Below are 22,430 nucleotides of genomic sequence, written 5' to 3'. Positions count from 1 at the left end.
TCCGAGCACACCCGGTCCAGCCCCGCCAGCGGGCTGCCCGGCGGCACGCTGCGTTCCAACAGCACGACGGGTACGGGGAGTTCGGCGACCCAGCCGCCGTATTCGGCCGGGTCGCCGGGGCCGCGCCAGCCCGGCGCGACGAGCAGCCCTTCGGCTCCGGCGGTCAGCAGGCCGTGGGCGCGCGCCGGGTCCTCGGCGGGGCGGTAGTCGGATATCCGCAGTACCAGCCGGGCGCCGGCCCGTGCCGCGGCCTCGTGGGCGCCGCGGATCACGTCGGCGAAGTAGTACGTGGCCGAGGGTGCCAGCAGGCCGAGCACCAGTCCGTCGGCGGCGGGCGCGCGGCCGTCGGCGTTCCGGTCGTGCCGCCGGGGCCAGGACACCGCGCCGTGCACCCGGTCGAGCAGGCCCTTGCCGGCCAGCGTTTCGACGTCGCGCCGTACGGTGACGGGCGAGACGCCGAGCTGGCCGGCCAGGTCGGTGACGCGGGCCGAGCCGCGTTGCCGTACCAGGGACAGCAGGCGGTCATGACGTTGCACAGCACGTTCGCGCACGGCGGCAGCCCCCTCGCGGTGTGGCGGACCGGTGGCGGCCGGGACGGCGGCCGGTCCCGGGCCCGCCTCCTGGGCGGACGGGCCCGTCTCCATGGTGAAGACGCACCCTAGTGCAGCGTGATCGAACGGCTCGGTAAACCGGTCAATCGATCAGATCCTCTTGACGTTCGATCGCGCTGAGTTGAGGATTTCTGAGGTCGTCGACCGTAAGGGATTACGCCCATGACCGTGCCTCCGCCCCCGCAGTCCGCCGGCCGGGAGGCCGGATCCCTGCCGCCCGAGGACCGCGAGCGCAGCCCGTACACCGGCTGGACCCGCGCGCACTGGGAAGCCACCGCCGACAGCCTCCTCCAGGCGGTCGTCCCGTACGCCTCACCCCGCAACGGGCTCATCAACCTTCCCGGCGCCCGCCCCAGTTGGTCGGGCCCGCGCTCGGACGGCCTGGAAGGCTACGCCCGTACCTTCCTGGCGGCCGCCTTCCGGGTGGCCGGCAGCGGCGGCCAGGACCCGCACGGCTACCTGGCCCGGTACGGCGAAGGGCTCGCCGCGGGCACCGCACACCCCGTCAGCGAACCGGAGCTCGGCGGCAAGCACCCCGACGCCTGGCCGCTGATGCCCGGCACCCGGCAGGCCATCGTCGAATCCGCCTCCGTCGCCCTCGGCCTGCGCCTGACCCGCCCCTGGCTGTGGGACACCCTGGACGAGGACGTCCGCACGCGCGCCGTCGACTGGCTGCTGCCCGCCCTCGACCCGCCGCCCATCGACAACAACTGGTGGCTGTTCGGCCTCACCGTCGGCGGATTCCTCCTCGACGCGGGCATCGAGACGGACCGCGCGCAGGCGTCCGTCGACCGCGCGCTGGAGCGCATCGACGGCTGGTACCGGGGCGAGGGGTGGTACAGCGACGGCGACAACCAGGCGTTCGACCACTACAACGGCTGGGCGCTGCACTTCTATCCCGTTCTGCACGCCCATCTCTCCGGCGACCGCGCGCTGCTCGACACGTACGGCGAGCGGCTGAGCGCCCACCTCGACGGCTACCGCCGCATGTTCGACGCCAACGGCGCGCCGGTGCCGTTCGGCCGCTCGCTCACCTACCGCTTCGCCACGCTCGCCGCCCCCTGGCTCGGCGCGCTCACCGGCCACACCCCGCTCAGCCCCGGCGCCACCCGCCGCCTGGCCTCCGGCACCCTGCGGCACTTCCTCGACCACGGTGCCGTCACGGACGAGGGCCTCCTGCCGCTCGGCTGGTACGGCCCGTACGCGCCGATGCTCCAGGGCTACTCGGGGCCCGCCTCCCCGTACTGGGCGTCCAAGGGCCTGCTCGGCCTGCTGCTGCCGGACGGCCACCCCGCCTGGACCGAACGCGAGGAACCGCTGCCCGCCGAGACCGCGGACGCCGTCACCACGCTGCGCGCGCCCGGCCTGCTCGTGCAGTCCACGGCGGCCGACGGGCTGGTCAGGCTGCACAACCACGGCAGCTCCTCGGTGTTCGGCCCGGCCGACCCGAACTACGCGCGCTTCGCCTACTCGACGCGTACGGGCCCGTCGGCCGCCGAGGGCGCCGCGACCGCCGGAGCCGTCGTGGACACGTCTGCCAACCCCGGCTCCGACACCACCCCCGTCGCCACGCCCGACAACCACTTCGCCCTGCTCGTGGACGGCACCCCCACCGGCCGCGGTCCCGCCGAGCAGCGCGGCGGCGGCCCCGGCTGGGCCGCCTCGGCGCACACCCCGCTGCGTGCCGACGGCTCCGCACTCGACGGTGTACGGGTCCTGTCCGCGACCCTGGCGCACGGCCGCGTCGAGGTGCGCGCCCACCTCGTCACCGGGGCCGCGCCCGGCACGCCCGTACGGCAGACCGGCTATGCCGTCCCGGACGACGGGCCGACCGCCCAGCTCCACGCCGTACACGGCTTCGCCGAGGGCGCCGGGCAGCCGACGACCGTACCGACCGGCAGTACGCCCTTCGGGGACCACACCCGCACCGCCTGCCTCGACGGCACCGTGCCCGACACCCCGGGCGGCGCCCTCTTCGTCTCGCTCGCCTCGCTGACCGCGGAGCCCGCCCCGGCGCCCCTGCACAAGCTGGCCGAGGTCCGGGTCACCGGCCGCCACACGCTCCAGGTGACCTGGGAGGACGCCACCATCAGCACCCTCTCTCTGGACAAGGACACCGTCACCGCCCCTTAACGGAGGCCCACGGACCATGAGACCAGGACCAGGACCAGGACCAGGACCCGGACGAGGACCGCGCCCGCGCACCGCCGCCCGTGCGACACCCATCGTGCTCGCTCTGTCCGCCGCGCTCACGCTCGTCACGGCCCCCGGCGCGCACGCCGCCGACCGCCCCTCTGCTTCTCCGGGCCGCGCCTTCCACGTCGACTGCGCCGCGCCCGCCGGGGGCGACGGTTCCCGTGCCCGCCCCTGGTCCTCCCTGGCCCAGGCCAACGCCCATCCGTACGGCCCCGGCGACCGCCTGCTGTTCCATCGGGGCAGTACCTGCACCGGCACCCTCGCCCCTAAGGGCGAGGGTGCCGCCGACGCCCCCTTCACCATCGCCGACTACGGAAGCGCCGCAGCCCGTGCCCGTCTGGACGGCGCCGGCGCCCACGACACCGTGCTGCTCGCCGACACGCAGTACGTACGCCTCAGCGCTCTGGAGATCGTCAACGCCGCGCGCCCCGGCAGCGAACGCAACGGCGTACGGCTGCGTCTGACCGACTACGGCACGGCCCGCGGCATCGCGGTCACCGGGCTGTACGTGCACGACGTACGCGGCGGCGACGCCAAGACGCTGACCGGGTCCAGCGGCATCCACGTCGCCGTTGAGGGCACGGCGCGGTCCAGCCGCTACGACGGGCTGGAAATCGCCGGGAACCGTATCGAGGACGTCGACCGGGAGGGCGTGTACTTCAAGTCGACCTGGTCCAGGCGTGCCCTCGTCGGCAACCAGCAGGACCCGCACACCTACCCCGGCGCCTGGACACCGAGCACCCGGGTCCGCGTCCACCACAACACCCTCAGGTCACTGGCGGGCGACGGCATAAAGCTGGACACCACGGCCGGCGCCGTCGTCGAGCACAACCGTGTGGACGGCTTCCAGCTCCGCTCGCCCTCGGCCAACGCGGGAGTGTGGACGTTCAACACCGACGACACCCTCGTCCAGTACAACGAGGTCTCCGGCGGCGGCAACACACACGACGGCATGTCCTTCGACGCGGACGGCGCCTCCCGGAACACGGTGTTCCAGTACAACAACAGCCACGACAACAAGGGCGGCTTCCTGCTGCTGTGCCCGTACAGCGGCGCTAAGACGGTCGGCACCACCGTCCGCTACAACATCAGCCGCAACGACGGCGCCCGGCTGATCCAGAACTGCGCGGGCCCCGTCCTCGACACCCGCATCTACAACAACAGCTTCCTCAACACGGACCGCATCCCCGCCTACCTGGTCCAGGACGACACCGCGTCCCCCACCACCACCGACCACCGGCTGACCGTCCGCAACAACATCTTCGTCAGCCGCGGACAGGGCGGCTACGCACTCAAGAACCCCACACCCGGCCTGCGCTTCGACCACAACGTCTTCCACGGGCTGCCACCGGCCCACCTGCCCGCCAACCCCGGCGGCAGCACGGCGGACCCCGGACTGCGCGACGACTTCCGCCTCACCGCCGGATCACCGGCCCACGCCGCCGGGCGGCACGTGGCGGACAACGGCGGCCGCGACTACTTCGGCACACCGCTGCCCGCCGGAGCCCCCACGATCGGCGCGTACGAGGGCCCCGGCACCGGCTGACGACCTTCCCGGCGGTACGGGCCGCGCGTGGCCTCACCCACGGCCCGTACCGCACCGCTCGAACCGCACCGCCCGTACCGTCCTACTGCGGGCCGTACTTGCGCCCCGTCTTCGACGTGATCCCGCCGAGGAGGTTGCGCGGCGCCAGCTTCGCCACGCCCATCAGCGCCTTGTACCGCGGGTCCGGGACGGACAGCGACTTGCCGCGCGCCAGGTCCTTCATCGCCGCGTCCACCAGCTTGTCGGCGTCCAGCCACATCCAGTCGGGGATGCCGTCCGTGCCCATCCCGGCCCGCTCGTGGAACTCGGTGCGGACAAAACCCGGGCACAGCGCCATCAGCCGTACGTTGCTGCCCGCCAGGTCGCGGGCCGCGCCCTGGGTGAACTGCACGACCCACGCCTTGCTCGCCCCGTACGTGCCGCGCGGGACGAAAGCGGCCACCGAGGCGACGTTGACGACGCCGCCGCGGCGCCGCTCGCGCATCCCCCTGACCGCTTCCGACGTCAGCCGCAGCACCGCCTCGCAGTGCACCTTGAGCATCTTCAGCTCGTCGGCCATCGGCACGTCCAGGAACTCGCCCTTGTTGCCGAAGCCCGCGTTGTTGACCAGCAGGTCCACCGGGTGGGTGCGGTCGCCGAGCCGTTCCTCGACGGCGGCGATGCCGTCCTCCGTCGCCAGGTCGGCGGTCAGGACGGACACCTCGACGCCGTGCCGGTCGTGCAGCTCGGTGGCCTGCTCACGCAGCCGCTTCTCGTTGCGCGCCACGAGCACCAGGTTGTGGCCGTCGCCCGCCAGCCGGCGGGCGAACGCGGCGCCGATGCCCGCCGTCGCTCCCGTAATCAATGCAGTCGTCATACGGGCACGCTATCCGCACGCAGGCACGCCGCTCCCCCCGGCCGGCGGGCACCGGCCGGGGGCCGGGCGTCCCGTTCATCCGGGTTCAAGCCTCTTGTGTACGGATGTACTTGAGCGCCCATTCGCGCAGCTCGGGATGGAGTGCCTCGCCCGCTTCGAGGAGCCGCGGCAGCATCTCGCGCCGCGTGGTCATGCCGCGGAAGGCGAGAGCGATCGTCACGTCGTGGTCCGGGCGGTGCTCGACGGTGATCGGGTCCCCGGCGCGTATCTCGCCCGGCTCGACGACCCGCAGGTACGCGCCGGGCACGCCCGCCTGTGTGAAGCGCTTGATCCAGCCGGGCTCGCCGAGCCGGCCTTGGAAGGTCATGCAGGGGATGCGCGCCGAGGTCACCTCCAGCAGCAGCCGGGAGCCGACGCGCCAGCGTTCGCCGATGCGCGCGTGGGTCACGTCCACGCCCCGGGTGGTGAGGTTCTCCCCGAACATCCCGGCGGGCAGTTCGCGGCCCAGTTCCTTCTCCCAGACGTCCAGGTCCTCGCGCGCGTAGGCGTACACCGCCTGGTCGTCGCCGCCGTGGTGCTGGAGGTTGACCACCGCGTCACCGGCCAGGCCGCTGCCGGCGACGCCCTTGGGACCCGGGGGCGACACCGCCACCGGTCCGTCGACGGGCTGCTTTCCGATGCCCGTACTGCCCGTGGCGCCGCGGTACTCCATGGGCCGCGGCCGCCCCACATTCACAGACAGAAGCTCCATGGCGGCACGCTACTGACATCCAGCCAAAGTCGCGACCCATTATTTCCCGTCCGCCCCAAGGCTCGCTTATGATCAGAGGCATGATCGAGGCCCGTCATCTCCGTGTGCTGCGCGCCGTCTCCCGGACCGGCTCCTTCTCCGCCGCGGCCCGTGAGCTGGGCTGCACCCAGCCCGCCGTCAGCCAGCAGATGAAGGCACTGGAGCAGTCCGCCGGCACCCCGCTGCTGATCCGTACGGGCCGCGAGACCCGGCTGACGCAGGCCGGCGAGGCGCTGGTGCGGCACGCCGTCGGCATCCTGGCCGGGCTCACCGCCGCCGAGGAGGAGGTCGCCGCCATCGCGGGCCTGCGCGCCGGGCGGGTACGGCTGGTGTCCTTCCCCTCCGGCAGCTCGACGCTGGTGCCCACCGCGCTGGCCGCCATGCGCGCCGACCACCCCGGCACCCGGGTCTCCCTGGTCGAGGCCGAGCCGCCGCGCTCGGTCGAGATGCTGCGCAACGGCGACTGCGAGATCACGCTGGCCTTCCGGTACCCGGAGGTGCGCGGCGCGGACCCCGCCGCCGAGGCGGAGTGGGACGACCTGGTCGTGCGGCCGGTCCTGGTCGACCGGCTGGTGGGCCTGGTCCCGGAGTCGCACCGGCTGGCCGGTGCCGGCACCGCGGGCTACGCCGAGCTGGCCGGCGAGCCGTGGATCGCGGGCTGCCCGCGCTGCCGGCGGCACCTCGTGGAGGTCTGCGAGGGCGCGGGCTTCACTCCGCGCATCGACTTCGCGACGGACGACTACCCGGCGGTGATCGGCCTGGTGGGCGCGGGCCTCGGGGTCGCCGTACTGCCGGAGCTGGCGCTGGAGTCGGTACGGCACAAGGGGGTCCGTACGGTCACGATGGAGCCGTGCGTGCAGCGCGAGGTCGTGGCGCTCACCCTGCCGGATCTCGCGCAGGTCCCGGCGGTCGAGGCGATGCTCGGGCGGCTCGCGGGCGCGGTACGCCGCTGAAGGCGCCGGGCGGCGGGGTCCGGCCCCGCTGCGCCGTCCGGGGGGAATTCCCGAAGAAACGTTTCTTCAGTCCGTGCGCTCACGCGCCGCCGAGGCCCGGGTGCCCCGCCGCGGCCGCCGCCGGCACCAGCCGGTGCCGCGCCCGGCCCATCAGCTCTTCCCGCTCGTCCTCCGTCAGTCCGCCCCACACCCCGTAGGGCTCCCGGACCGCGAGGGCGTGCGCCGCGCACTGGGCGCGCACCGGGCAGCGCATGCACACCTCTTTCGCCGACGTCTCCCGCGCGCTGCGGGCGGCGCCGCGCTCGCCTTCCGGATGGAAGAAGAGGGAACTGTCCACGCCACGGCACGCGGCGAGCAGCTGCCAGTCCCAGAGGTCTGCGTTCGGGCCCGGAAGGCGCGAGAAATCTGCCATTGCTGGTCCTCTCGAAGCGGTACCGGTTCGGGCTCGGTGCTCACGACCGTACATCTACTGTCTAAGTAGATGTAAATATGACTCATTGCGAATCTAGCCACAGACACCATGAAAAAGGAGGAAAAGCCACCAAATAGGGCATAGAGCCACGAAGGGGGGCGGGGCTCGGCCATGCATCTTCTGCGTGTCCGGGCCCTCACGTAGAGTGCCGAAGGCGGCTGCCCAACCCGTAACTCTTTCGAGTGACCGTCGTTGAGAGGGCGGAAGCGGTTGACGGAGGTAGTCCTCGGGCAGGTGTCCGAGGCGGTCGATCGCTCAGGTGACGATACGTACCAGCCTGGAGGCTCAAGGTGACGCGCATCAGCTGCGGAGGGCGGTCATGACATCCGTCCTCGTCTGTGACGACTCCCCGCTTGCCCGAGAGGCGCTCCGCCGCGCGGTCGCGACCGTGCCCGGTGTAGAGCGTGTGACGACGGCGGCCAACGGCGAGGAAGTCCTCCGCCGCTGGGGTGCCGATCGCTCGGACCTGATTCTGATGGACGTGCGGATGCCCGGACTGGGAGGGGTCGAGACCGTGCGCCGGCTGCTCTCCGCCGACCCCGGCGCCCGCATCATCATGCTCACGGTCGCCGAGGATCTGGACGGGGTCGCCTTGGCGGTCGCCGCCGGCGCCCGCGGCTATCTGCACAAGGACGCCTCACGCGCCGAGCTGCGCGCGACGGTCACCCAGGCGCTCGCCGATCCCACCTGGCGGCTCGCGCCGCGCAGGCTGCGGTCCGCCGAGATGGGTGCCGCGCCGACGCTCACCGCGCGCGAGATCCAGGTGCTGGAGGGCATGAGCCACGGCCGCTCCAACGCGGAGATCGGACGTGAGCTGTTCCTCTCCGAGGACACGGTCAAGACCCACGCCCGGCGGCTGTTCAAGAAGCTCGGCGCCTCCGACCGGGCCCATGCGGTCGCGCTCGGATTCCGCTGGGGTCTGGTCCGCTAGGACGGCTGTGACGTGCAGCGATGCGGGGGTGTGAGGGGCCCCGCCCGCCGGTCGGCGGGCGGGGTGGCAGGTGGTCCCGCAGGCGCCGGTCCGGGAGCGGCATCCCGGTTCGGCGCGCGGTGCCGCATCCTTGAGGTATGGAGTTCCTCGGGGACGGGCCGATCCGGTGCGAGGGGAGGGCGCGGGAGATGACTGCCGGCGCACCTGCCGCTCATAACGCTTCGGTGCACAAGTACGGACCTGATGCCGCGGATCGCGCCGCGCCAAGGCACCATGGACCGATGCGCGATGACGGGATTCAGGAGATCGGCGATCTCGTCGCACGCGCCGTGGAAGGGGATCGCCGGGCCACCCATGACCTGCTGGCCCATGTGCATCCCCTCGCGCTGCGCTACTGCCGCACCCGGCTGTCCCGGCTGCCGGGTGACGCGCGCCACTTCGTCGAGGATCTGGCGCAGGAGGTCTGCGTCGCGGTGCTCTGTGCGCTGCCGCGCTACCGGGACACCGGAAAGCCCTTCGAGGCGTTCGTCTTCGCCATCGCCGCCCACAAGGTCGCCGACCTCCAGCGGGCCGCGATGCGCGGCCCCGGCAGCACGGCCGTGCCGTCCAACGAGATGCCCGAACAGCCGGACGACTCGCTGGGCCCCGAGGAGCGGGCGCTGCTCAGCAGCGACGCCGAGTGGGCCAAGAAACTGCTGGCCAACCTGCCGGAGAACCAGCGTGAGCTGGTGCTGCTGCGGGTCGCGGTCGGGCTGACGGCCGAGGAGACCGGGCAGATGCTGGGGATGTCGCCGGGTGCGGTGCGCGTGGCGCAGCACCGGGCGCTGAGCCGGCTGCGGGCGCTGGCCGAGCAGTAGCCGTACCGGTTTCCCGGCGTCGGGGAGCGCGGCGTACGGCGCTCTCCGGAGGCCCGGGGGCACGGGCGCCGCGGGGGGCCGTAGAGTCGGAACATCGTGCGGCCGTAGGAACATACGCCCGTGGCGGCGCGATTTCATAGGAACGCACAAGTGATGCGCTCCTCACCCGTTGTGGAATGAGACGCCTGTGGTGGCCGTTAGCATGGGTGTCCGCGCTGAGGCAAGACCATTTGGGAAGGTGTCATGACTGACAACGTCGACGGAATGCCCGCCAAATTCGCGATGCTCGGTCTGACATATGACGACGTGCTGCTGATGCCCGGCGCCTCCGAGGTGCTGCCGAACGCCGTGTCCACGGCGTCCCGGGTCTCGCGCAACGTGTCGGTCAACATTCCGCTGCTCTCCGCCGCCATGGACAAGGTCACCGAGGCGCGGATGGCGATTGCCATGGCGCGCCAGGGCGGCGCGGGCGTACTGCACCGCAACCTGTCCATCGAGGACCAGGCCAACCAGGTCGACCTGGTCAAGCGCTCCGAGTCCGGCATGGTCACCGACCCGATCACGGTCCGCCCGGACGCGACCCTCGTCGAGGCGGACGCGCTCTGCGCGAAGTTCCGCATCAGCGGCGTGCCGGTGACCGACGCGGCGGGCAAGCTGCTCGGCATCGTCACCAACCGCGACATGGCCTTCGAGCTGGACCGCAGCCGTCAGGTGCGCGAGGTCATGACCCCGATGCCGCTGGTCACCGGCAAGGTCGGCATCTCCGGCGACGACGCCATCGAGCTGCTGCGCCGCCACAAGATCGAGAAGCTGCCGCTGGTCGACGACGCGGGCATCCTCAAGGGCCTGATCACGGTCAAGGACTTCGTGAAGGCCGAGAAGTACCCGAACGCGGCCAAGGACGCCGAGGGCCGCCTGGTCGTCGGTGCCGCGGTGGGCGTCGGCGGCGAGGCGTACGACCGGGCCCTGGCGCTCGTCGAGGCCGGCGCCGACTTCCTGGTCGTGGACAGCGCGCACGGCCACAGCCGCGGCATCCTCGACATGATCGCCAAGGTGAAGTCCAACATCCGTGTCGACGTGGTCGGCGGCAACGTCGCCACCCGTGACGGCGCCCAGGCGCTGATCGACGCCGGTGCGGACGGCATTAAGATCGGCGTGGGCCCCGGCTCGATCTGTACCACCCGCGTCGTCGCCGGTGTGGGCGTGCCGCAGGTCACCGCGATCTACGAGGCCGCGCAGGCCGCGAACGCGGCGGGCGTGCCGCTGATCGGTGACGGCGGCCTGCAGTTCTCCGGCGACATCGCCAAGGCCATCGCGGCGGGCGCCGACACGGTCATGCTGGGCTCGCTGCTGGCCGGCTGCGAGGAGTCGCCGGGCGAGATGGTCTTCATCAACGGCAAGCAGTTCAAGTCGTACCGCGGCATGGGCTCGCTCGGCGCGATGCAGTCCCGCGGCCAGGGGCGCTCCTACTCCAAGGACCGCTACTTCCAGGACAACGTCCTCTCCGAGGACAAGCTGGTCCCCGAGGGCATCGAGGGCCAGGTCCCCTACCGCGGCCCGCTCGGCTCGGTGGCCCACCAGCTCATCGGCGGCCTGCGCGCCTCCATGGGCTACGTCGGCTCCGCGAACATCGAGGAGCTGAAGGAGAAGGGCCGCTTCGTCCGCATCACGGCGGCGGGCCTCAAGGAGAGCCACCCGCACGACGTCCAGATGGTGACCGAGGCGCCGAACTACGCGGGGCGGTGAAGCCGGTAGGCCGGGGACGAGCGGATCGTCCCCGTGGCCTCGGCCCCAGCCCTGACCTTGGACACCTCCCAGGTCCTCCTCGAAATCGCGGACTGATCAAGCCCTGATACGTCCCCGGCGTCCCCGGTCGGGGATACTGGGGACGTAATCGTATGGAAGGGCCACACACGTGACTGAGATCGAGATCGGGCGCGGCAAGCGCGGCCGCCGGGCGTACGCCTTCGACGACATCGCCGTCGTACCGAGTCGGCGCACCCGCGACCCGAAGGAGGTCTCGATCGCCTGGCAGATCGATGCCTACCGCTTCGAGCTGCCGTTCCTGGCTGCTCCGATGGACTCGGTCGTCTCCCCGCAGACCGCGATCCGCATCGGTGAGCTGGGCGGCCTGGGCGTACTGAACCTGGAAGGGCTCTGGACGCGCTACGAGGACCCGGAGCCGCTGCTCGCGGAGATCGCGGAGCTGGACGGCGAGGCCGCCACCAAGCGGCTCCAGGAGATCTACGCCGCGCCGATCAAGGAAGAGCTGATCGGGCAGCGCATCAAGGAGGTGCGCGACTCCGGTGTGGTCACCGCCGCCGCGCTCTCGCCGCAGCGTACGGCCGAGTTCTCCAAGGCCGTCGTGGACGCGGGTGTGGACATCTTCGTGATCCGCGGCACCACCGTCTCCGCCGAGCACGTCTCCTCGGCCGCCGAGCCGCTGAACCTGAAGCAGTTCATCTACGAGCTGGACGTCCCGGTGATCGTCGGCGGCTGCGCCACGTACACCGCGGCCCTGCACCTGATGCGCACCGGCGCGGCGGGCGTCCTCGTCGGCTTCGGCGGCGGCGCCGCGCACACCACCCGTAACGTGCTCGGCATCCAGGTGCCGATGGCGACCGCGGTGGCCGACGTCGCCGCGGCCCGCCGTGACTACATGGACGAGTCCGGCGGCCGCTACGTGCACGTGATCGCCGACGGCGGCGTGGGCTGGTCCGGCGACCTGCCCAAGGCCATCGCCTGCGGCGCCGACGCCGTCATGATGGGCTCGCCGCTGGCGCGCGCCACGGACGCGCCGGGCCGCGGCCACCACTGGGGCATGGAGGCCGTCCACCCGGACGTGCCGCGCGGCAAGCGCATGGACCTGGGCGCGGTCGGCACCACCGAGGAGATCCTGTGCGGTCCCTCGAACACGCCGGACGGTTCGATGAACTTCTTCGGCGCGCTGCGCCGGGCGATGGCGACCACCGGCTACTCGGAGCTCAAGGAGTTCCAGCGGGTCGAGGTGACGGTCGCGCCGTCGCAGCACGACAAGCGCTGACCGGCCGCCGGACGGGTTCCGTCCGGCCCGCCGACGCCGAAGGGCCCGGACCGCACGCCTCGTGCGGTCCGGGCCCTTCGCGTCGTACGGCGCGGGGTGTCAGGCGCCCAGCTTCTTGGCGACCTGGAAGCCGCCGGCCGCCGCCAGCAGGTAGAAGGCCACGTCGATCAAGCCGAGGTAGTTCTTCCACACGGTGTGGACGACGTCGAAGTGGTCGAGGACGGTCTCGGCGAGCGGGACGTGCAGGACATCGGACGTCATGAGGGCCATGCCGAAGACCTGGCCGAGGTAGAGCCCGAGCAGGCCGAGCACCGCGCCGACGACGGGCAGCGCGGCGTTGCGGCCGCCCACCTTGCCCAGGACGGCGCCGATCAGCGCGCCGACAGCGAGCGCGGCGTAGCCGATCGAGGCACCGTCGACGGCGTTGAGGACCGCGCCGTAGACACCGGCCGCGACCAGCATGACGACGACGCCGAGCGCGACGGCCAGACCGGCGTTGCCCTGGCGGGCGGGCGACGGGGCCATCGGCGCGGGGTAGCCGCCGGGTGCGGGGGCGGCGGGTGCGGGCACGCCGGGTGCGGGGAAGCCGCCCGGGGCGGGGGCGCCGTACGGAGCCTGCGGCGGCTGGTGGGTACCTTGCTGCGGCTGCTGCGGCTGCTGAGGCGCGGGCGGCCAGGGCTGGCTCATGGAATTCCCCCGGGATGGTGACCGTCGCGGCGCTGGGCGCGGGACCGGTCGGTGTGGACGCGCACATGTTCGATACGCGGACACAAGGTAACAGACCGGTCTGACATGTCCGCTACGGATTTCCCCTGTGCTCAGAGCCGGTGCGCGGCACCCGTCGGCGTGGCGCCGCGCGTGTCCAGCAGCAGCTGGGCCTTCACCGACAGGCCCTGGAGGTCGTACGTGCGGTGGTGCTGGAGCAGCAGCGTGAGGTCGGCCCCGGCCGCCGCGTCGTAGAGGGCGTCGGCGCGCGGGACCGGCCGGTCCCGTACCTGCCACTGGTGGACGTACGGATCGTGGTACGTGATGTGCGCGCCCAACTCCATGAGCCGGGAGGCGACTTCGCGGGCCGGGGAGCCTTCCTCGTCGCCGATGTCCGGCTTGTACGTGACGCCGAGAAGCAGGACGCGTGCGCCGCGTGCGGACTTGCCGTGCTCGTTGAGCAGGGTCGCGCAGCGCTGTACGACGTACCGCGGCATCCGGGTGTTGACCTCCTGTGCCAGTTCGACCATGCGCAGCGGATAGCCCAGTGAACGCCCCTTGTAGGAGTAGTAGTTGGGGTCGATGGGGGCGGTGTGGCCGCCGACTCCGGGGCCGGGGCGGAACGCCTGGAAGCCGAACGGCTTGGTCTCGGCGCAGCGGATGACGTCCCAGAGGTCGACGCCGATGTCGTGGCACAGCACCGCCATCTCGTTCATGAGCGCGATGTTCAGGTGCCGGTAGTTCGTCTCCAGCAGCTTGGTCGTCTCCGCCTCGCGCGGGCCGCGGGCGCGGACGACCTTGTCGGTGAGCCGGGCGTAGAACGCCGCGGCGGCCTCCGTGCAGGCGGGGGTCAGGCCGCCGATGACCTTCGGGACGGTGCGGTAGCGGTGTGCGCGGTTGCCGGGGTCGTGGCGGGCGGGGGAGCAGGCGAGGTGGAAGTCGCGTCCCGCGGTCAGCCCGGAGCCCTCTTCCAGGAGGGGGCGCAGGAATTCCTCGGTGGTGCCCGGGTAGACGGTGGATTCCAGGACGACCGTGGTGTGCGGGCGCAGGTGCGCCGCCAGTACGCGGGCGGCGTCGGCGACCGCGGTCAGGTCGAGGGCGCCGTCCGCGCCGAGTGGGGTGGGGGCGCAGATGACAGCCGTACGGACCCGGCCGAGCGCGGTGGGGTCATCGGTGGTGCGGAAGCCCGCCGACAGCAGCCGCCGGGCCTCGGGCGGGGTGAGTGGACTGTGCGGGGTGTGCGGTGTGGCGGGGGCGGCGGCCGGGCGGCCTTGCGGGGGCGTGGCCGCGGGGGTGTCCGGTGCGGCCGTCGCCGACGGCGGTCCGGGGTCGTAGCCGATGGTGCGGACGCCGGCGAGGGTGGCGGCCTGGGCGAGGGGGAGACCGATATGGCCTAGTCCGATGACGGCGAGGTCTGCGGGCATGGCTGTCTGCCGTCCTTCCCGAGCGGTTCCGGATGAGGCGGTGAAGCATAAGAGCATAAATAGACTAAGCGGACATTTGGCCCAGAATGGGGATTGGTGGATCGGGGCGGCGGGGTGTTGCCGCGTCCGCCGGAGGGTGGATACGGGCCGGTGGCGCGGCCAAAATCGACGGACGGGGAGTGTGACCCCGACCACAGCGGGAGGCAGCGGTGAGGACAGCGACACTCGGACCGGCCCAGCGTGCGGAAGCGCTCGCACGGATGGCGGAACGGGAGCTGGACATTTTGGTGGTCGGCGGCGGAGTCGTCGGCGCCGGCACGGCACTGGACGCGGCGACCCGCGGTCTGGACACCGGACTGGTCGAGGCCCGCGACTGGGCCTCGGGCACGTCGAGCCGGTCGAGCAAGCTCATCCACGGCGGACTGCGATACCTGGAGATGCTGGACTTCGCGCTCGTACGGGAAGCCCTGAAGGAGCGCGGACTGCTGCTCGAACGGCTCGCGCCGCACCTGGTCAAACCGGTTCCGTTCCTCTACCCGCTCACCCACAAGGGCTGGGAGCGCTGGTACGCGGGCTCCGGTGTCGCCCTCTACGACGGCATGTCGATCTCCTCGGGCCACGGCCGCGGCCTGCCCGTGCACCGGCACCTCTCGCACAAGCGCGCCCTGCGGGTCGCACCCTGCCTGAAGAAGGACGCCCTGGTCGGCGCGTTGCAGTACTACGACGCCCAGATGGACGACGCCCGCTTCGTGATGAACCTCGTCCGGACCGCCGCCGCGTACGGGGCGGACGCCGCCAACCGGGCCCGGGTGGTCGGCTTCCTGCGCGAGGGCGAACGCGTTGTCGGTGCCCGGGTGCAGGATGTGGAGGCAGGGGGTGAGTACGAGGTACGGGCCCGCCAGGTGGTGAACGCGACCGGCGTCTGGACCGACGACACCCAGGCCCTGATCGGGGAGCGCGGCCAGTTCCACGTACGGGCCTCGAAGGGCATCCACCTGGTCGTGCCCAAGGACCGCATCCACTCGACGACCGGGCTCATCCTGCGCACGGAGAAGAGCGTGCTCTTCGTGATCCCGTGGGGACGGCACTGGATCGTCGGCACGACCGACACGGACTGGGACCTGGACAAGGCGCACCCGGCGGCGTCCAGCGCCGACATCGACTACCTGCTGGAGCACGTGAACTCGGTGCTCGCCACCCCGCTGACGCGCGACGACGTCGAGGGCGTCTACGCGGGCCTGCGCCCCCTGCTGGCCGGCGAGTCGGACGCGACCAGCAAGCTCTCGCGCGAGCACACGGTCGCGCACCCGGTGCCGGGGGTCGTCGTGGTCGCGGGCGGCAAGTACACGACGTACCGGGTGATGGCCAAGGACGCGGTGGACGAGGCGGTGCACGGGCTCGACCAGAGGGTCGCCGAGTGCGTCACCGAGGACACGCCGCTCGTCGGCGCCGAGGGCTACCGGGCGAGGTGGAACGCGCGGGCCCACACGGCGGCCCGCACCGGTCTGCACGTCGTGCGCGTCGAGCATCTGCTGAACCGTTACGGCTCCCTGGCCGACGAGGTCTTCGAGCTCGTCGTGGCCGATCCGGCCCTCGGCGAGCCGCTCGCCGCCGCCGACGACTACCTGCGCGCCGAAGTCGTCTACGCCTGCACCCACGAGGGCGCGCGGCACCTCGACGACGTCCTCACCCGCCGTACCCGCATCTCCATCGAGACCTTCGACCGCGGCACCCGCAGCGCCCGCGAGTGCGCGGAACTGATGGCGCCGGTGCTGGGCTGGGACGCGGACCAGATCGACCGCGAGGTGCAGCACTACGAGAAGCGGGTGGAGGCCGAGCGCGAGTCGCAGCGGCAGCCGGACGACCTGACGGCCGACGCGGCGCGGCTGGGGGCGCCGGACATCGTGCCGCTGTAGGGGGGCGCGGGAGACGGCGGGGCGGCGGGAGGCGGCGGGCGACGGCGGGAGGGGGCGGGCGGGGGGCGCATCGTGGTTCCGTCCTCGTCCCGGCCGTCGCCCTTGCCGTCGTCCCGGCCGTCGGTCTTGGCGTCGTCCCGGCTGCCGTTCTTGGCGTCGTCCCTGTCGTCCTTCTTGTCGCCGTTCCCGTCGTCGTTCCTGCCGTCGTTCCTGCCGTCGTTTTCCGTCCCGGGGCCCGTCGGCAGCGCGCCGACGATCCCCTCGTCAGCGGGAGCGCCGCCCTCCCGGGCCATCATGGCGGGTGCACAAGAGGCGCGGAGTCGTGGACCCTGGCCTTCCCCACAGGCGCGGATGAGAGAGAATGAAGGCTCCGCCAGGGTGGGTTGTCCGAGTTGGGCCAGTTTGGTGATCGACAAGTGTTCGAGATGCCAACTCGGCTGGATTGCAGAGGGGATTCAGTGGGCGACGAGGTCGAGATGGACGGCAAGGAGGGCAGGCTGCTCGCCGGCCGGTACCGGCTCGCCGAAGTCCTCGGCCGGGGCGGAATGGGTACGGTCTGGCGCGCACGGGACGAAGTGCTCGGCCGTACGGTCGCGGTCAAGGAGCTGCGCTTCCCTGGCGGGGTCGAGGAGGACGAGAAGCGCCGCCTGATCACCCGCACGCTGCGGGAGGCCAAGGCGATTGCCCGAATCCGCAACAACGGCGCGGTCACGGTCTACGACGTGGTCGACGAGGACGACCGCCCGTGGATCGTCATGGAGCTGGTCGAGGGCCGTTCGCTCGCCGAGGTGGTGCGCGACGACGGCCCGCTGACGCCGCGCCGGGCGGCGGAGGTCGGCCTCGCCGTCCTCGACGTGCTGAACGCCGCCCACCGCGAGGGCATCCTGCACCGCGACGTGAAGCCCTCCAACGTCCTGATGTCCGACGACGGCCGGGTCGTGCTCACCGACTTCGGTATCGCCCAGGTCGAGGGCGACCCCTCGGTGACCTCCACCGGAATGCTCGTCGGCGCGCCCTCGTACATATCGCCCGAGCGGGCACGCGGCCAGAAGCCGGGCCCCCCGGCGGACCTGTGGTCGCTGGGCGGCCTGCTGTACGCCTGCGTCGAGGGCGTGCCCCCGTACGACAAGGGGTCGGCCATCGCCACCCTGACGGCGGTGATGACCGAGCCGCTGGAGCCGCCGAAGAGCGCCGGCATGCTGGAAGAGGTCATCTACGGGCTGCTGGTGAAGGACCCGGCGGGGCGGCTCGACGACCGGGCGGCGCGCGCGCTGCTGCTGGACGCGGCCAACGCGCCGGAGGACACCGGACCGGAACCGCCCGCCCCGGACGCGACCCGGGCGATGGCGCTGCCGGTCGTCCCCGAGGAGCTCCCGGCGCAGCCGAAGGAGCGCGGCCGGGACAAGGACCGGGAGCAGGCGCGGGCGAAGCCGTCGGTGCCGCGCCCGCAGTGGAAGCCCAAGCCGCGCACCAAGGAAGCCAGGGAAGCCGGGAGACGCGCACCGGAAACGGGCCGCGGCGCTTCGCGTCCGGGGCCGTCGGCTCCGTCCGCGGGTTCGCGTGCGGCGTCGGCCGCCGGTCCGCTCACGGACACGGGATCGCGTACGGATTCGGGTCCGCGTACAGGCACGGGCGTGGGTGCGGGTGCGGGCGCGGGTACGGGCTCCGGAGGCAAGGCGGCGACCGCCTCGACGACGCGGAACACCACCGGCCAGTCGACACAGACCGGCTCGACGAACGGGCCGAGGAACTGGCCGACGGCGGTCGGCTCGGCCGGGCGGACGGGCTTCGAGTCGGAGGGCGCCAAGGAGAAGGTGCGCACGGCGCTCCAGGCGGTGCGCAAGGCGGCGGCTGCCGCTGCCGCTGCCGCCCGGCCGGAGACGAAGCCGGACGACGGCGCGCGCCGGTCCGGCCCGCCGCGGGCGTCCGTCACCGATGTCGTACCCCGCCGTACGCTCGTCATCGCCGCCGTGGTCGTGGTGCTCGCCGTGATCGGCACGGTGCTGGCCTTCGCGCTCAGCGGGGGCGACGAGGAGAGCGGCGGCCGGGCGGCGGGCGCCGACAAGGCCGCCACCGGCGCGGCGGGCTCTGCCCCGGCCACCGCCGAGGACACCTCCAGCCGGCCGACGGACGCCAAGCCGGACGGTCGGAGCGGCCAGAGCGGCAAGCCGGGCGGTGACGGCAAGGACAAGGCGGTGCCGCAGGGCTACGAGACGGCGGCGCACACCGGGTTCCACTTCGCCGTGGCGCTGCCGTCCGGCTGGAAGCAGACGGGCACGTCCGGGCGGAACTCCGGCGCGATCTACAGCGCCGCGGGCGGTTTCCCGCGCGTCCAGGTCGACTACAACGCCAAGCCCGGCAGCGATGCTGCGGCTGCCTGGCGGGCCCAGGAGCCCGGCGTCCGCGGCAGCGTCCAGGACTACCACCGCATCGATCTCAAGGCGGTCGAGTGGCGGGGGTACCCGACGGTCGCCGACTGGTCGTTCACGCGCAAGCAGGGCGGCCAGGACGTACGCGTGCTCAACCGCGGCTTCCGGGCCGACGACCGGCACGGCTACGCGATCATGATCACCTGCAAGGCGGACGCCTGGGACGCGGCGGAGTGCCGGCAGCTGAGGGACACCGCGTTCGCGACCTTCCAGGTGAAGGACTGACCCACCGCGGCGTGCGTACCGAAGAGGTACGCAGGCCGACGAGGTGTGCGCGCCGACGGCCGCAGGGCGGATGCGAAGTCCTGGGGGAACTGTTGGCCGGAGCGCTCCTCAACCCGCGCCTCCGGCACGTATCGTGAGTCCCCGAAGACCGTACGCAGCCGCAATCGGAAGAAATGCGACCGGTTTTGACCACTGGGGGTAACCAGTGGGGCCGGGAGCTCCCGGACAAAGCCGGGCAGGCGGCGTGAATCGCGCGCTGGGAGGCGTCGTGGACGAGTACGCGGGAAGAGTGCTCGCCGAGCGCTACCGCCTGCCGGTGCCGCCGTCGGACGTGTACGAGTTCGCCGAGACCCGCGCCTTCGACACATACAGCGGGCAGGAGGTCCTCGTACGGCAGGTGCCGCTGCCCGAAATCGTGGACGCGGAACTCCTGGACGCCGGGCACCCGGGCGGGCGGCCCGCGCCGGGCGGCCACGGACACCGGCCGGGCGGCGCCGACCGGATGCCGCACGACCCCGCCGTACGCCGCGCCCTGGAGGCCGCGACCGCCGCGGCCCGGCTGCCGGACCACCCGCAACTCGACCAGGTCTTCGACGTCTTCGCCCAGGACGGCAGCCTGTGGATCGTCAGCGAACGCGTCGCGGCCCGGCCGCTCGCCGCGCTGCTGGCCGAACGCACCCTCACCCCGCACCGGGCGGCGGAGGTCGCCGCCGACGTCCTCACCGCCCTGCGCGCCCTGCACGCCCACGGCTGGACCCACCGCAACATCACCGTCCGCACGGTCCTGATCTGCGAGGACGGGCGGGCGATCCTGACCGGCCTGGCGGCGGGAGCGGCGGAGGAAGCGCTGTGCGGGTACGACCCGGTGCCGGGGGAGGAGAGCGCGGCGGGGCAGGCGGCCGGGGCGGGGCGGGCGGCAGTGCCGGGGCAGACGGCCGGTCCGGGACAGACGGCCGGTCCGGGGCGTACGGCGGAGTCCGTACCGGCGCACGAGTCCATACCGGGGCACGAGCCCATACCGGCGCGAGAGTCCGTACCGGAACAGGCGGCCGTACCGGGGCAAACCCCCTCGCCGGACGGGTCGGCGGCGGAACCTTCCGGCCCGGAAGCGGACGGCGCCGGGGGGCCGGGCACCGCTTCCGAAACGGACGCACGCCGGGCCCGCGCCGGGGCCATCGCCGCCTACCAGGCGGGCGCGCGGGCAGCGGCCGCCCGCACGGCCACCGGCGACGGCACACCCGCACCCGCCGAGCCCGCGCACCCCGCCGACCCGCACTTCAGCCCGTACCGGGACCACATCACCGCGCCGACTCCGACTCCGACGCCGACCCCGCTTCCGGCTCACCCGGTGGCTGCGTCCGGGCCGGGCAGCGCCTCGTACGGCGGCAGCCTGCCCGGTCCGGTGCCGCGCCCCGGCGGCGTCCAGGTGCCGTATCCGCTGCCGGTTCAGCGGCCCGCGCCGGAGGCGGGGCCCTCCCTGGCCAAGGCGCCGCAGGCGGCGGAAGTGCCGCAGGTGCCGGAAGTGCCGGAACATCCGGCCCGGACCGGTTCGTACGGGCGTCCGGGCGCGGCCCTGGCCGCCGAGCGGGCCCGGCAGGTACGGATCAACGTCGTCGGCCCGGTCACCGAGCGCTGGGCGCCGGAGCAGGCCGGACCGGTCCATGCCAACTGGCAGCTCGCGCCCCCGGTCGGCCCCGCCACCGACCTGTGGGCGGTCGGCGCGCTGCTGTTCCGCATCGTGCAGGGGCACTCCGCCTACCCCGAGGGCAGCGCCGCCGAGCTGGTGCAGCTGGTGTGCTCGGAGCCGCCGTCGTACGCCGAGGAGTGCGGCGCGCTGCGGCCGGTCGTCGAGTCGCTGATGCGGCAGGACCCGGCCGACCGCCCGGACTTCGAGGAGCTGCGCGGCTGGCTGCGGTCGCTGATCCGCACCGCGCCGGAGCCGGAGGCGGGCAGCCGGGTCGTGACCGTGCCGTCGCTGGAAGGGCCGGCCGACTCGCGGCGGCTCCCGATCCTGCGGCGCCGGGGCGAACTCGTACACAAGGGGCGGCACAAGAAGGCGCGGCAGTCCCGGCCGCCGCGCCCGGCCAAGCCGCCGCGGCAGCCGAAGGGCAAACGGCAGACCGTGGCACACCGGGAGCCCACCCAGCCCGCTCAGCCCACCCAGCCCGGTCAGCCTGCTCAGCCTGCTCAGCATCCTCAGCCCGCTCAGCCCGCTCAGCCCGCTCAGCCCGGCCTCCCCGCGGACCTCGCCGAGTCCCGCCCCGAGGCCTTCGCCGAGCAGCCGCAGCACCTCACGCGTCCGGCAGCTCAGCCTCAGCCGTCCGCCTACCCGCTCCCGCCCCTCACTCCGTACGACCACCGCTCCGGCGACGATCGCCACGACAACAACCAAGACAACAGCAACCAAGACAACAACAACCACCACCCTCCTCACTCCGCCCACCAGCCCCCTTTCTCCCCTCCGCACACAGCGACCACGGCCCGGCCCCCGCGTCAGCCCAAACCGGCCCGCGCACCCAAGCCGCCCCGGCCCGCCAAGCAGCCCCGCCCCGCCAAGCAGATCCGGCGCATCGAGGGCGCCACGCCCCCGGCGGGACGCAGCCCGCGGCGCCTGGGGCTGCTTCTCGTGGGGCTGGTGCTCCTGCTGGTGGTGGGCACGATCCTGGCCGCGGTCCTGTTCCTGCCGAAGGCCGGCTCCGAGGAGGGCGGCGCGGGCAGCGTCCGGGAGCGCAGGGGCGCGGTGGGCACGCAGACCTCGACGCCTGACGACAGCCCCGGCGGACGGGCCGGCGACCAGGGCTCACGCAAACAGCAGCCGCAGACGACCGAACCCGCCGACCTCGCCGAGGGCTTCGCGGTACGCAAGGACCCGGAAGGCTTCCAGGTCGCCGTCCACCAGGGCTGGCAGCGCCGCGGGGAGAACGAGCGCGGCCAGATCCGCTACCTGGGGAACGACTTCGAGCTGCTGATCGTGCCCGGCCGCGACACCACGTCCCGCTACGGCACCGACCCGATGGCCTACCAGCAGGACAAGGAGGCGGAACTGGCCCCGTACCGGGAGTCCAGCTGGTCCGGCTCCTCCGGCCTGCGCCGGATCGACGTCGGCCGGGCCGCGATGGCGGAGGGCACCTTCACCTGGCAGGACAGCAGCGGCCGGCAGGTCTACGTACGCAACCTCGCGATGATCCACAACGGCCGTTACCACGTCATCCAGGTCATCGGCCCGGACAACGAGCGCCGCGAGGTCGACCGCCTCTACGACCAGGCGACGGGGTCCTACCGCCCCAACTAGTGCCGCCTCAACCAACGTTCGCCCTGTAACGCAGCGCCCTCTGAAGACGTGGCCCCAATGGGGCAGAAAGCCACGCCAACTCCGAAGGCCGGACGCTCCATTGCTGCCGAAACGGTCATGAGGTCAGCGGTTACCGTCCGGGGAGCCGGCGGAGGTGGGGCCGAGGACTGTGGGACTGGCGGTG

The 22,430-nt window shown here is 72.8% G+C and carries 17 protein-coding genes; 10 read left to right on the top strand and 7 right to left on the bottom strand.

The genetic code is table 11. The features are described from left to right. A partial coding sequence (locus tag A6A06_RS18270; RefSeq protein ID WP_199930968.1) for a DeoR family transcriptional regulator occupies window positions 1-551 on the bottom strand: 551 nt, incomplete at its 3' end. A gap of 222 nt (window positions 552-773) precedes the next feature. Between A6A06_RS18270 and A6A06_RS18265 the strand changes: the two genes are divergently transcribed. Next, window positions 774-2,744 (top strand): DUF2264 domain-containing protein, encoded by a 1,971-nt coding sequence (locus A6A06_RS18265; RefSeq protein WP_079194107.1) that lies wholly within the window; start codon window positions 774-776, stop codon window positions 2,742-2,744. A gap of 94 nt (window positions 2,745-2,838) precedes the next feature. Beyond that, window positions 2,839-4,353 (top strand): right-handed parallel beta-helix repeat-containing protein, encoded by a 1,515-nt coding sequence (locus tag A6A06_RS18260; RefSeq protein WP_199930966.1) that lies wholly within the window; start codon window positions 2,839-2,841, stop codon window positions 4,351-4,353. A gap of 82 nt (window positions 4,354-4,435) precedes the next feature. On the opposite strand, the gene A6A06_RS18255 is transcribed toward A6A06_RS18260, so the two are convergent. Then, window positions 4,436-5,209, bottom strand: a complete 774-nt coding sequence (locus A6A06_RS18255) for an SDR family NAD(P)-dependent oxidoreductase (protein WP_073762364.1) — start codon at window positions 5,207-5,209, stop codon at window positions 4,436-4,438. Between the two features lie 85 nt (window positions 5,210-5,294). Next, window positions 5,295-5,960 carry an MOSC domain-containing protein gene (locus A6A06_RS18250; RefSeq protein ID WP_073762363.1) on the bottom strand — a complete coding sequence of 222 codons (666 nt, stop codon included), beginning with the start codon at window positions 5,958-5,960 and terminating at the stop codon, window positions 5,295-5,297. Window positions 5,961-6,040: 80 nt separating this feature from the next. Between A6A06_RS18250 and A6A06_RS18245 the strand changes: the two genes are divergently transcribed. Further along, window positions 6,041-6,952, top strand: coding sequence for a LysR family transcriptional regulator (locus A6A06_RS18245; RefSeq protein ID WP_073762362.1), 912 nt, complete (start codon window positions 6,041-6,043; stop codon window positions 6,950-6,952). Between the two features lie 79 nt (window positions 6,953-7,031). Here the strand turns inward: A6A06_RS18245 and A6A06_RS18240 are convergent, their stop codons facing one another. Continuing rightward, on the bottom strand, window positions 7,032-7,364 hold the full coding sequence (locus tag A6A06_RS18240; protein WP_073762361.1) for a WhiB family transcriptional regulator: 333 nt from the start codon (window positions 7,362-7,364) through the stop codon (window positions 7,032-7,034). 379 nt (window positions 7,365-7,743) lie between these two features. On the opposite strand from A6A06_RS18240, the gene A6A06_RS18235 reads away from it, so the two are divergent. The 4 genes from A6A06_RS18235 to A6A06_RS18220 all read left to right on the top strand — a co-directional run bounded on the left by A6A06_RS18235 (window position 7,744) and on the right by A6A06_RS18220 (window position 12,255). Then, window positions 7,744-8,355: a response regulator transcription factor gene (locus A6A06_RS18235; RefSeq protein ID WP_003948568.1), complete on the top strand. Its 612-nt coding sequence runs from the start codon at window positions 7,744-7,746 to the stop codon at window positions 8,353-8,355. Window positions 8,356-8,636: 281 nt separating this feature from the next. Continuing rightward, entirely contained in the window at window positions 8,637-9,212 is a 576-nt protein-coding gene (locus A6A06_RS18230; RefSeq protein WP_003984493.1) for a sigma-70 family RNA polymerase sigma factor, read from the top strand. A gap of 243 nt (window positions 9,213-9,455) precedes the next feature. Next, window positions 9,456-10,958, top strand: a complete 1,503-nt coding sequence (gene guaB / locus A6A06_RS18225) for an IMP dehydrogenase (RefSeq protein WP_073762359.1) — start codon at window positions 9,456-9,458, stop codon at window positions 10,956-10,958. A 169-nt stretch (window positions 10,959-11,127) separates the two neighbouring features. Next, a complete protein-coding gene (locus A6A06_RS18220; protein WP_030675082.1) occupies window positions 11,128-12,255 on the top strand; it encodes a GuaB3 family IMP dehydrogenase-related protein in 1,128 nt (375 codons plus the stop codon). A 99-nt stretch (window positions 12,256-12,354) separates the two neighbouring features. On the opposite strand, the gene A6A06_RS18215 is transcribed toward A6A06_RS18220, so the two are convergent. Together A6A06_RS18215 and A6A06_RS18210 are read right to left on the bottom strand one after the other, a co-directional pair. After that, a complete protein-coding gene (locus A6A06_RS18215; protein WP_073762358.1) occupies window positions 12,355-12,942 on the bottom strand; it encodes a hypothetical protein in 588 nt (195 codons plus the stop codon). Window positions 12,943-13,073: 131 nt separating this feature from the next. Continuing rightward, window positions 13,074-14,384: a nucleotide sugar dehydrogenase gene (locus A6A06_RS18210; RefSeq protein WP_073762357.1), complete on the bottom strand. Its 1,311-nt coding sequence runs from the start codon at window positions 14,382-14,384 to the stop codon at window positions 13,074-13,076. Window positions 14,385-14,593: 209 nt separating this feature from the next. On the opposite strand from A6A06_RS18210, the gene A6A06_RS18205 reads away from it, so the two are divergent. Further along, entirely contained in the window at window positions 14,594-16,300 is a 1,707-nt protein-coding gene (locus A6A06_RS18205; protein WP_073762356.1) for a glycerol-3-phosphate dehydrogenase/oxidase, read from the top strand. Here the strand turns inward: A6A06_RS18205 and A6A06_RS18200 are convergent. Next, a complete protein-coding gene (locus A6A06_RS18200; RefSeq protein WP_073762355.1) occupies window positions 16,198-16,596 on the bottom strand; it encodes a hypothetical protein in 399 nt (132 codons plus the stop codon). The two genes, A6A06_RS18205 and A6A06_RS18200, sit on opposite strands and share 103 nt — an antisense overlap. Window positions 16,597-16,758: 162 nt before the next feature. On the opposite strand from A6A06_RS18200, the gene A6A06_RS18195 reads away from it, so the two are divergent. Together A6A06_RS18195 and A6A06_RS18190 are read left to right on the top strand one after the other, a co-directional pair. Next, entirely contained in the window at window positions 16,759-18,954 is a 2,196-nt protein-coding gene (locus A6A06_RS18195) for a serine/threonine-protein kinase (RefSeq protein ID WP_199930965.1), read from the top strand. Between the two features lie 268 nt (window positions 18,955-19,222). Continuing rightward, window positions 19,223-22,246 (top strand): protein kinase, encoded by a 3,024-nt coding sequence (locus A6A06_RS18190; RefSeq protein WP_079194109.1) that lies wholly within the window; start codon window positions 19,223-19,225, stop codon window positions 22,244-22,246. Window positions 22,247-22,430: the final 184 nt, after the last annotated feature.

Origin of the sequence: Streptomyces sp. CB02923 (assembly GCF_001905005.1) — a bacterium.
In the GTDB taxonomy this organism is placed as follows: Bacteria; Actinomycetota; Actinomycetes; order Streptomycetales; family Streptomycetaceae; genus Streptomyces.
This window is presented reverse-complemented; position numbering and strand designations above follow the sequence as displayed.